We start from the raw sequence: 10,397 nt of genomic DNA on the forward strand, positions 1-10,397 counted from the left end.
ATGCTTCTTTTTTTGTTCATTTATTTTTGGTGAGCAGGAGTTTCAATTGGCTTTTTGGCTTGGTAGAGCTTTCGGCTTACCAAGGTTTGTAGTGTTAAGAATAACCCGCCGACAACCCAATAAAGAGGGAGAGCTGCTGGTGCGTTAAAAGAAAACATCACAATCATTAACGGTGACATCAAGCCCATCATTTTCATTTGTTGCTGCTGGGCAGTAGGCATATTAGATTGGGAGACCTTGAATTGGAAATAATAAACAAGGCCAGCGATAATCGTAATGATAATATCTGAATGCCCTAGATTAAACCATAAAAATTGATGGGTGGCAATTTCCTGTGAACCGCGAATAGCATAATAGAAAGCTGTTAAGATCGGCATCTGGATAAGGATTGGCAAACAGCCCATATTCAATGGATTAACACCATGCTTTGAATACAGAGCCATCATTTCAGCTTGAAGTTCCTGTTTCTTTTTTGGATCTTTTTCGGTTTTCATTTTCTTTTGAATGGAATCCATCTCCGGTTTTAAAGCATCCATTTTTTCTTTCATGGCCATCTGATTTTTGTATTGCTTAAGCATTAATGGCATTAATACAAGTCTGATAATCAGTGTAACAACGATAATCGCTAAACCATAGTTACCACCAAAAAATTCAGCAGTTGAATGGATAATCGTCGAGAAAGGATGGACAAAATAGGTTTGAAAAAACCCTGTTTTATTAGTAGTTGTTGTTTGTGCTTGTGATGAGCAAGCAGATAAAAGTAAAGTTGACAAAATAAAAATAGCCGCAAGTATAAGTGAAGATCGATTCTTTTTCATATTTCCTCCTAAAATGTCTTAGAATATTATGTGTTTAAATAATGAGGGAGGAAATTGGTTCTTCAGAATCATCCTGTGAACATTCTTTTCTACGAATATATTTAACAATTCTTTTCAGAATAAAACTTCCATTTATACTATTTTGATTCCTGTAGAAAACATGCGGGTAATTAATTTTTGTGTTTGCAGATTCAGAAAGAGAACCTAAAAAGGTATATTCTACACCCCAAGCCCACAAAAACTTTATTGTGATTCCAAGGAAAATACTCACATAAAGGGCGTTTAGAGCATTTATATCTGAAAGGTCAATCAGCAATTGAAACAAAAATTATCACCTCACTTAAATCCCAATGATATGAGTATATAGGAGAAACCGAAAAGAATCAATTTTATCACAGACTAAATCCCATAATATGAAGACATTGCTAATAGTTTAAAAGTAAGGTTTTCTAAAATCCCAGTATAGCTAAGAAAAACACTGATCCTTATGAATCAGTGTTGTAATAATGTTTTCTAGTGTGCTGTCAACATTTGATAGGCAAATTCAACTTTCTCTTCAGTTGGCGGCTCTACATGTTTTAAAGGATATTCGTGTCCAAGGGCTTCCCATTTGTAAACTCCGAGTTTGTGGTAGGGAAGAATTTCAATCTTATGAACATTTTCAAGTGTTCCTATAAACTCTCCAAGTTTCTCCAAGTCCTCCGGATCATCTGTGACGGTTGGGACAAGAACATGGCGCACCCAAATTGGCACCTTCCGTTCGGATAAGAACCTAGCAAACTCAAGGATGTGATCATTAGCCATACCTGTCAGTTGAATATGTTTTTTTCGATTGATATGTTTTAAATCAAGTAACACTAGATCTGTATATTGTAACAGTTCTTCTAATTGTTCTATAAAGAGCTTCGCGTGAGAAAAACAGCCTCCTGAAGAATCAATGGTAGTATGAATTCCTTTCTTTTTACACTCTTTAAATAATTCGGTTAGAAAGGGGATTTGTAATAAGGGTTCCCCGCCGCTAACTGTGATCCCGCCGCCTGATGCTTGAATGAAAGGGAGATAACTAGTCAGATCATCCATGATTTCGGAAACAGACATTTGTTTTCCAGAACCGATTTCCCAAGTATCTGCATTATGGCAAAACTGGCAGCGCAATAAGCATCCTTGTGTAAAAATAACATAACGAATTCCTGGTCCGTCTACTGTCCCTAAAGTTTCTATTGAATGTATATTTCCAATCATGATGATGATCCCCCTTATTTTTTAGCAGGAGTCCCCTAAGATTAGGGAACTCCAATTTATTCTAACTACAATGATTCGTGGAATGTACGGTTAATAACATCGAGCTGTTGTTCTTTGGTTAATTTAATAAAGTTTACAGCATATCCAGATACACGAATTGTTAATTGTGGATATAACTCAGGATGCTCCATTGCATCAATTAATGTTTCTCTATTAAAGACGTTAACGTTTAGGTGATGGCCCTGTTTAATGGAATAGCCATCTAAGATAGATACAAGGTTGGTAATCCGGCTCTCTTCTTCTTTACCTAATGCTTTTGGTACGATGGAGAAGGTGTTGGAAATTCCATCCATTGCATATGCATATGGAATCTTAGCAACTGATGATAATGATGCTAATGTTCCTTTTGTATCTCGTCCGTGCATTGGGTTTGCACCAGGTGCAAATGGTTCACCAGCACGACGGCCATCAGGCGTGTTACCAGTTTTCTTTCCGTATACTACGTTTGAAGTGATGGTTAAAACTGATAGTGTATGAAGTGAATCACGGTAGGTTACATGCTTACGTAATTTTTTCATAAAGGTTTCAACAACCTCAACAGCTATGCTGTCAACACGATCATCATTGTTACCATATTTAGGGAAGTCGCCAGTTGTTTCAAAGTCAACAGCTATGCCGTTTTCATCACGAATAACCTTTACTTCACCGTATTTAATGGCACTTAATGAGTCGGCAACAACACTTAGTCCAGCAATACCAGTTGCCATAGTTCTTAGGATTTTTGTATCATGTAAGGCCATTTCAATTCTTTCGTAGCTATATTTATCATGCATATAGTGAATAACATTTAATGTATTAATGTAAAGACCAGCAAGCCATTCCATCATTTGGTCGAAGCGCTGCATCACTTCTTTGTAATCTAAAACATCAGATGTAATTGGGCGATATTGTGGTCCTACCTGAATTTTTAACTTTTCATCAACCCCGCCGTTAATTGAGTAAAGAAGAGCTTTTGCAAGGTTAGCACGAGCCCCAAAGAATTGCATTTGCTTACCAATTTCCATGGCTGATACACAGCAGGCAATTCCGTAGTCATCGCCGTATTCAGGGCGCATAATGTCATCATTTTCATATTGAATTGAGCTAGTTTTAATAGACATATTAGCACAATATCTCTTGAAGTTTTCAGGCAGCTGAGCTGACCATAAAACCGTTAAGTTTGGTTCAGGGGCAGGTCCTAAATTATCTAGTGAATGTAGGAAACGGAAAGAGTTTTTCGTTACTAGTGAGCGGCCATCTTGAGCTATTCCGCCGATAGATTCTGTTACCCATGTTGGGTCACCACTAAATAATTCGTTATAATCAGGTGTACGGGCAAATTTTACTAAACGTAGCTTCATAATGAAGTGATCCACGATTTCTTGAGCATCTGATTCAGTTAATGTGCCATTTTCTAAATCTCTTTCAATATAAATATCTAGGAAAGTTGATGTACGGCCAAGGCTCATGGCAGCGCCGTTTTGTTCTTTAATAGCAGCTAAATAGCCAAGGTATAACCATTGGAATGCTTCTTGTGCATTCTGTGCAGGACGGGATAAGTCAAATCCATAACTCGAGCCAAGTTCTTTTAATTCATTTAAGGCACGAATTTGCTCTGCGAGCTCTTCACGAAGACGCATATTTTCTTCTGACATGACGCTGCTTGTATTTTCTTTGTCTAATCGTTTTTGTTGAATAAGGAAATCAACACCGTATAATGCTACACGGCGATAATCGCCAATAATACGACCGCGTCCGTAAGCATCTGGAAGACCAGTAATAATAGCAGCTTTACGAGCAAGCACCATTTCATCTGTGTAAGCATCAAAAACACCTTGGTTATGTGTTTTTCGGAAATCAGTAAAGATCTTTTCAATTTCTGGATTTAATTCATAACCGTATGAAGCACATGCTTGCTTTGCCATACGAATGCCGCCAAATGGCTGTAGTGAACGATTGAAGGGCTTATCTGTTTGAACGCCAACAACTTTTTCTAGATCTTCATCTAAGTATCCAGGACCATGTGAAGTAATCGTAGATACTGTTTCTGTATCCATATCTAGGACGCCGCCATTTTCACGCTCTTGTTTTGTTAAAAGCATTACTTGTTCCCAAAGCTTGTTTGTTGCATCGGTTGCACCAGCTAAAAAGGAATCATCGCCCTCATATGGTTTGTAGTTTCTTAATATAAAATCACGTACGTTTACTTCTTTTGACCATGTTCCTTTATTAAAACCTTGCCATTGCTCCATTACTTTTCACCTCTTAAATTAGTAGAAGAATATATAACAGAAAGTTATTTATTTCATGCCCCTAGTATAACAGGTGAAAAGATGTAAAAAATGCACTATTTGTTAAGGAATTGTGAACCCTTTAAATTTAAGGGTTTTTAAGGGCTGTTTATGAATATTTTATGAACGTTGTTAGAGAAAAAATAAAAACTGTATTATATAAAAATAATATAAAATAAAAACTGTTATATAGAAAGAAACCATTAATATCACCATATTAATAGTGAAAACTTATGAAACAGCCTTCTTTGTCAAATGAAAAAGCAGGAAAGTCATTTCCTGCTACTAATTGACCACAATATAGGCGATCATTGGACCGTTGTGAGCTCGGTCAGGATGAACTTCACAAATTAATCGATAGGTGCCTTCTTTTTGAAATTGAAGGGGAACAAGGGTATCCTGGCCCTTTTTTACCGTTCCTTTAATGGTCGTACCTTCGATGTAGAAAGGATGTTCAGTCCCATTGATACCACTAATAATCAGGTTTACTTTTTCTCCCTTTTTTAAGACGATGGTGCCAGGGTCCCAGCGATAAGCTTCTATCTCTTTTCCGTTTTTCATTGTGGTTTTGAATTCTCCTGTTACCATGTGGATCTGACGAATTTTTCCTTCTTGATGTTGATTAAATACCGTTGTATCGCCGGCTTTTAACATGAACCAAGCAGAAATACTTGCCAATACTATGCCAACAGCTAGAAAAAATAACAGGGTTTCTTTTTTAAAGACTAAAAATTTCATCAGCAGACCTCCTCATATTTTGTCCTATTAAATGTTTATGCTGAGGAGGTTGGAAAACTTGTCTCATTTTAGAAATTTTATGTACATATTCATAAATTTAAATTATTGCTTCTTAACACGAGCGGTTGAACCATCATTTGTCTGTCTAAAATAAGTTTAAGTGTCCTTGGAATTAAAGATATTACTTTGTTTTTCGTTGTAGAGCGTTTATAGTAAAAACAGGAATGAAAAAATGGGTGGTAATCTGGTTGGGGATTAAAAAAGAAAAAGTGCTAAAAGTTGTGAAATTTATTTTTCCGGTGCTCTTGTTAATTTTCGCAATCATTGAGATGAAGAAATTTACTGGAAATATTAATGGAGAGTTACTTAAAAGTGAGATTAATGATCTCAATATTTGGCTGTTATTAGTAATCTTAAGCGTAGCCTTTGCGGCGGTTTTGCCGATGGTTTTATACGATGTAATATTAGTGAAGATTTTGAAGATAAAAGTCTCGAAAAGAGAATTGGTAGAGCAATCATTTATTGCCAATTCATTTTCAAATCTAATAGGCTTTGGCGGACTGATCGGAGCCATGCTGAGAACCTATTTCTTTCATAAGCTTGAGCAGGATAAACGGAAACTACTTGGAGTTATTGCCTCGGTTTCACTTTTTTATTTAACAGGAATCTCTTTCCTTTCCTGGATAGTAACAATCGACTATCGGAATTTTCCAGTGTTAGTGGATACAAGATGGCTTTATTTCGCGGTCTTAGGTGTAGGTCTGTACCTACCGATATTTTTAGGTATACATATATTTAAGACAAATAAAGACAATCAACGTGTACTGACTCTTAAGACTAGTATTGAGTTGGTTATCGTTTCAGTAATTGAATGGTTTGCTGTGTTTGTGGCTATTTTCATTTTAACTAAAATACTAGGAATTCACATCTCGTTCCTTGATTTGTTCCCTGTTTACATTATTGCTGCCTGTGCAGGAATTATTAGTATGATTCCCGGAGGCTTAGGTTCATTTGATCTAGTATTTCTTTGGGGGATGCAGGATTTACATATCCCAGAGGAAAAAGTGCTTGTCCTTCTTTTGTTTTACCGAATCGGCTACTATTTCATCCCATTTTTAATCAGCTTAGTCTTTTTTGTACGGCTTTATTGGCAAAGATGGAATCAATTATGGAATTATCTCCCGAAAGCGATCGTTCAAGGACTAAGTCATGTTATTTTGACCATGCTTGTTTTTTTATCAGGAGTAATCCTGCTGTTATCTGCTAGTGTACCAGGGATCATGTCAAGACTTAGAATTGCTCAGGAACTGCTGTCATTTCCAATTATCAATGTCTCACACCAGCTATCCGTTGCAGCCGGCTTTTTGTTACTGGGACTATCGCGTGGAATTGAATACAGTGTAAAAAGAACTTATGATTTAACCATGCTCGCCCTGATTCTTGCTGCTGTATTTTCCATTTTTAAGGGGATTGATTACGAGGAGGCTTCCTTTTTAATTATTGTCGCCCTGTTGCTTAGAATGTCAAAAGGGCAATTTTATCGTGAAAGTTATGTGCTAACATGGGGAAAAACAATCTTTGATGTGGCAATCGTTGTAATTGTTACTTCAATGTATATTTTAATTGGGTACTTTAACCTGCCAAATGCGAAAATCACCATTCCTAAAAAGTTTATCCCGTATGTTATTGTGGACTACCGGGATTTGTTTTCAAGTGCGATTATTGGCTTAATTATTGCTTTAAGTATTCTTTTTATAGGTTATTTAATTAGCCTGCCTAAGAAGTGGAAACTTGAAAGGTCAATTGACCATGAACAGGAAATCATGAATCATTTATCCATATATTCAGGCAAGGTATTGTCCCATTTAATTTTCCTGCATGATAAATATATTTTTTGGAATAGCAAGAGGGATGTTCTAATCTCTTTCCAAAAATATGCGGACAAATTAATTATCCTTGGAGACCCAGTTGGTGAGAAACAGGATTTTTCGAATGCGATTGAGGAATTCCAAGAAGCTGCTGATTTATACGGCTATACACCTGTTTTCTACCAAGTTAGCGACGATATGCTCCCATACTTACATGGTCACGGCTTTGCGTTTTTTAAATTAGGGGAAGAGGCCTTTGTTGACTTGAAGACCTTTACGCTTAAAGGAAACAAAATGCAAGGTTTAAGGGCACTGAAAAATAAATTTAATGGTGAACAGTATTATTTTGAAATGCTTAAACCCCCTTATACAAACGTCATTATGGAGGAATTGAGAAAAATCTCCGATGAATGGCTTCTTGGCCGAAAGGAAAAAGGGTTTTCATTAGGATACTTTAATGAAGATTATTTAAATAGAGCCCCGATTGCCATTGTAAAAGATAAAGAAGATCACATATTAGGTTTTATGAGCATTATGTATGTATACGATGATTATAAGACTGTCTCGGTTGACTTAATCAGAGTTCAACCGTCAGCACCGGAAGGTATAATTGACTTTTTTTTCTTATCGGTAATTGATTGGGCCGTCCAAAAAGGTTATCAGCGGTTTAATATGGGAATGGCACCATTATCAAACGTAGGTCTGTCGAAATTTTCCTTTTTGAGCGAAAAAATAGCAGCCCAAATTTTTCTTCATGGTCATTTTATCTATCAATTTCAAGGTCTAAGGAAGTTCAAAGAAAAATATACTGATATTTGGGAACCTAAATATTTGGCATTTAGAAGAAAATCGTCATTGCCGTTTATTATGGCCCAAATTGCCTTGTTAATTTCCAAAAAAAGAACATAAATAAACGGTTGGCAACTGCCAACCGTTTTGTTATGGTTAAAATTTACTATATTAGGAGGATATATTCATAAAATAGTACTTTATTTCTGCAAATAATCTGGTAAAATCAAGGGGGAATCTATGATAAAAGTAAGGGTGTTTCCTATTGAAGAAGTTTTTACCAGCCATTATTCTTTTTCTTTATCTTGTTACAGCTCAATTACATGTTTCGGCGGCAGAGTTAGTTCAGCTGCCACTGAAGAGTGAAGCTGCCGCTTTAATCGATTCTGATACTGGGGCTGTTCTCTACGTTAAAAATCCTAATCAAAAAATGTATCCAGCAAGTTTAACAAAAATAGCTACAGCTATTTATGCAATCGAAAAGGGCAATTTAGATAGTATTGTAACCGTTAGCAGTAATGCTGTGAGGCAAGATGGTACCCGAGTTTATTTAAATGAAGGGGAGCAATTACCTTTAAAACAGCTGATTCAAGGTATGCTTATTAATTCAGGAAATGATGCGGCCGTTGCAATTGCGGAGTATACGGATGGTACGGTTCAGCAGTTTGCAGAAAACCTAAATACTTATTTAAAAACAAGAATTGGTGTAACCAACACACACTTTACGAATCCGAATGGTTTATTTGATGCCAACCATTATACGACGGCAATGGACATGGCCTTAATAACTAATTATGCAATAAAGAATCCTGTGTTTGCAGAAATTTTTGGCACGAAGGTACTTCCATGGAAAGGACAGTCTTGGCAGACGACTCTTGTAACCCACCATAAAATGCTAAAAGGAGAGATTGCCTTTCCGGGAATTACTGGCGGTAAGACAGGCTATACCAGTGAAACAAAACAAACCCTGGCAACGACGGCTGACAACGGAAAGATCAGACTAACGGCAGTGGTATTAAAATCGAATTTAAAGAATGATAAGTATAATGATACTGCGGTATTACTTGATTATGGTTTTAAAAACTTCCAACATGCTACGATTAAGCAGGGAGAAATTTTTACAGCAGATCATAAGGATTTTTCCCCCGAGAAAGATACATTGATTACAGAACGTATTGAGGGTTGTAAAAAAAATGTTGCAAGCAATGGGCTTCTTTCAATCCAGGACGCTAAGGGCCAAATAGTTCAGACTGTACAATTAACCTACAAGGAGCCGCCAAAACCAAAAGCAGCAACTAAGAAAAAAGTTGAAAAGCACCACGATAATCGTCCTCAATTGCTGCTCCAAGTAAATGTGGTTTTAGGCATGATGGTTGTACTGATTGTTTTAATAATAGCTGTTCGGAAGAAACGTTCAACAGAATATAAACATACTAGTTAAACCATGGGATGTAAGCACCCATGGTTTTTTTTTGTTATAAATCGTCAACTGATAACGGACAAGAGTTGAAAGAGGCAGGAGAGTCTATTTGATCTTTATCATCTACAAAACTCCTTGTAGCAACAAAATCGCTCTGATCACCAAAATTTTGCCCATAGCCCTGATTTTTCTTATCTGAATTATGCCATTCAGCTAGCAGGTTTTGGCCAATATTTACTGCTGAGGCATTTTCAAAGGAATTAATTTTAATCATGAATATATTTATATTAATAAACGGAACAGGTACTGTCATTCAATCTCCTCCTTCCAACTAATTATCATTATATGCACCTTTATATGGTTTATGAAACAAGCGTAATAGTTGGATTAATTAGTGAATAAGTTTCGTATGATGAAAGTAGGATTAATTAATAAGAGTATAGGCGGTTATACAATTCGGACAAAGGGGGGTGTCGAGTGATGGATATAGATAAATTAAAACAGTGGATGGATATTGCAAAAAATATGCACGGCGGTGACTTTTGGAACAATATTTTTGATCAGGAATTTGCTAAACAATTTATGAATGAACAGCCTGCAAAGTCATCCACAGCGGATAGTGAATCGGGGAGGGCAGAAAATTCAAAGACTTTCCCGATAATTGATATCCTTGCAGGTGAGCATGAAGTGGTTGTGGTGATTGAACTTCCAGGAGTAGCGAAGGAGAATTTGGAATTAGGTCTCAATGGTAATAACCTAACCATTAAAGGAAAAGTGAACCCCCTCCATCCGCACTTAACGTTGAATTATTCCGAAAGGTTTTATGGTGAATTTCAGAGACAGATCACTCTGCCAGACACAGTGAGCCCTCAACAATTGAGTGCAAAATTTTGGAATGGTTTATTGATTGTCAGTTATCAGCGTACGATAGAAAAAGGTGAAATTATTCCAATTGAGTAGAAAGTTTGCGTAAATTAATGGGAGGCCCATTTTTATGGTTCCCCAGATTTTCTTGGACATGTTCAATGGTTTTTTCCATATAGATAAAGAAAGGGTAAACAAAAGGGAGTTTGTGATAATGTCATTAAAAGATTTATTCCTTATATTCAAGAAAAATGATTATGAAAAGGAATTAAAGAATAAATTGATTTCATTAGAAATGAATATTGAGGAGCTGAAAAAATCACTACAA

General features: G+C 36.4%; 8 protein-coding genes and 1 pseudogene. 4 read left to right on the forward strand and 5 right to left on the reverse strand.

The annotated features are described in order from the left end of the window. Window positions 1-20: 20 nt before the first annotated feature. The 4 genes from yidC to COD92_RS30595 form a co-directional block, all read right to left on the reverse strand. Window positions 21-818 carry a membrane protein insertase YidC gene (gene yidC, locus COD92_RS30575; RefSeq protein ID WP_098529332.1) on the reverse strand — a complete coding sequence of 266 codons (798 nt, stop codon included), beginning with the start codon at window positions 816-818 and terminating at the stop codon, window positions 21-23. 513 nt (window positions 819-1,331) lie between these two features. Then, window positions 1,332-2,060: a pyruvate formate-lyase-activating protein gene (pflA, locus tag COD92_RS30585; protein ID WP_098529329.1), complete on the reverse strand. Its 729-nt coding sequence runs from the start codon at window positions 2,058-2,060 to the stop codon at window positions 1,332-1,334. 65 nt (window positions 2,061-2,125) lie between these two features. Beyond that, complete coding sequence (pflB, locus tag COD92_RS30590) at window positions 2,126-4,351, reverse strand: formate C-acetyltransferase (protein WP_098529328.1); 2,226 nt, start codon at window positions 4,349-4,351, stop codon at window positions 2,126-2,128. A gap of 324 nt (window positions 4,352-4,675) precedes the next feature. Further along, window positions 4,676-5,128 (reverse strand): cupredoxin domain-containing protein, encoded by a 453-nt coding sequence (locus COD92_RS30595; protein ID WP_098529327.1) that lies wholly within the window; start codon window positions 5,126-5,128, stop codon window positions 4,676-4,678. A 248-nt stretch (window positions 5,129-5,376) separates the two neighbouring features. Between COD92_RS30595 and mprF the strand changes: the two genes are divergently transcribed. Together mprF and COD92_RS30605 are read left to right on the forward strand one after the other, a co-directional pair. Then, window positions 5,377-7,905, forward strand: coding sequence for a bifunctional lysylphosphatidylglycerol flippase/synthetase MprF (mprF, locus tag COD92_RS30600; RefSeq protein WP_255286611.1), 2,529 nt, complete (start codon window positions 5,377-5,379; stop codon window positions 7,903-7,905). 145 nt (window positions 7,906-8,050) lie between these two features. Further along, window positions 8,051-9,226 carry a D-alanyl-D-alanine carboxypeptidase family protein gene (locus tag COD92_RS30605; RefSeq protein ID WP_098529324.1) on the forward strand — a complete coding sequence of 392 codons (1,176 nt, stop codon included), beginning with the start codon at window positions 8,051-8,053 and terminating at the stop codon, window positions 9,224-9,226. 34 nt (window positions 9,227-9,260) lie between these two features. Here the strand turns inward: COD92_RS30605 and COD92_RS30610 are convergent, their stop codons facing one another. After that, window positions 9,261-9,518 (reverse strand): hypothetical protein, encoded by a 258-nt coding sequence (locus tag COD92_RS30610; protein WP_098529322.1) that lies wholly within the window; start codon window positions 9,516-9,518, stop codon window positions 9,261-9,263. Window positions 9,519-9,685: 167 nt separating this feature from the next. Here COD92_RS30610 and COD92_RS30615 point away from each other — a divergent pair, with 167 nt between their 5' ends. Further along, complete coding sequence (locus tag COD92_RS30615; RefSeq protein WP_098529320.1) at window positions 9,686-10,165, forward strand: Hsp20/alpha crystallin family protein; 480 nt, start codon at window positions 9,686-9,688, stop codon at window positions 10,163-10,165. 34 nt (window positions 10,166-10,199) lie between these two features. Continuing rightward, window positions 10,200-10,397 (forward strand): annotated as a pseudogene (locus COD92_RS30620) (hypothetical protein); the annotation flags it as partial.

The organism is Bacillus sp. AFS037270 (assembly GCF_002585305.1).

What these genes read in the sequence shown, in the direction of transcription:
- yidC (WP_098529332.1), bottom strand. Translation starts at nt 818, where the DNA reads ATGAAAAAGAATCGATCTTCACTTATACTTGCGGCTATTTTTATTTTG.
- pflA (WP_098529329.1), bottom strand. Translation starts at nt 2,060, where the DNA reads ATGATTGGAAATATACATTCAATAGAAACTTTAGGGACAGTAGACGGA.
- pflB (WP_098529328.1), bottom strand. Translation starts at nt 4,351, where the DNA reads ATGGAGCAATGGCAAGGTTTTAATAAAGGAACATGGTCAAAAGAAGTA.
- COD92_RS30595 (WP_098529327.1), bottom strand. Translation starts at nt 5,128, where the DNA reads ATGAAATTTTTAGTCTTTAAAAAAGAAACCCTGTTATTTTTTCTAGCT.
- COD92_RS30610 (WP_098529322.1), bottom strand. Translation starts at nt 9,518, where the DNA reads ATGACAGTACCTGTTCCGTTTATTAATATAAATATATTCATGATTAAA.
- COD92_RS30615 (WP_098529320.1), top strand. Translation starts at nt 9,686, where the DNA reads ATGGATATAGATAAATTAAAACAGTGGATGGATATTGCAAAAAATATG.